The sequence below is a fragment of the Vibrio sp. 1580 genome (assembly GCF_033340055.1).
The window spans coordinates 1-579 of sequence record NZ_JAWOVT010000503.1; the positions used below are offsets into that span (position 1 = coordinate 1).

Consider the following 579-nt stretch of genomic DNA (forward strand, 5'->3'; position numbering starts at 1 on the left):
CGTATCATCACCTAGATCCATTTGCATTGGTTAAAAACCAATCACTAGCGCGCAGAGTATAGCCAACAGTGTGTATATTGAAAAGGTAAAAATGGAACTAAAATCAATGTAATGCTTTGCATATCTAAATTAATGATATTACTGCTTATGATTCATTGCTTTATTGTTGAGAGAGTCGGAGCATGGCGTTCTAAACCTCGGATTGAGGATTCAGAACGCATCTGTTAATGATGTTGAGTTTGTTTATAAGTCTAACGCTAAGATTTTGGACTTACGCTGAAAGTTGTACAGCCCTTGTTTGGCTCCTGGCAAGTAATCGACTCCAACTTCGTAGAATCCTTGCTCTCTAAACCAATGTAGACTGTGGGTGGTAAGGACAAAAATCTGGTTGATGTTTTCTGATTTTGAACGATGCTTCATGTAGTTCAGCAGCAACAAACCTCGGTTGCCATCCCGATAGTCTGGGTGAATAGCAACACAGGCCATTTCAGCTTTTCGTTCTTCAGAATATGGGTATAAAGCCGCGCATCCGATGATTAAGCCATCTTTTTCAATGATGGTGAATTTACCAATCTCTTG

The 579-nt window shown here is 39.7% G+C and carries 1 protein-coding gene; it reads right to left on the bottom strand.

Annotation, left to right across the window (positions count from 1 at the left end; all coding sequences use genetic code 11):
- Positions 1–243: 243 nt before the first annotated feature.
- On the bottom strand, positions 244–579 hold a 336-nt coding region (locus R7093_RS26820), incomplete at its 5' end, for a GNAT family N-acetyltransferase (protein WP_318147224.1).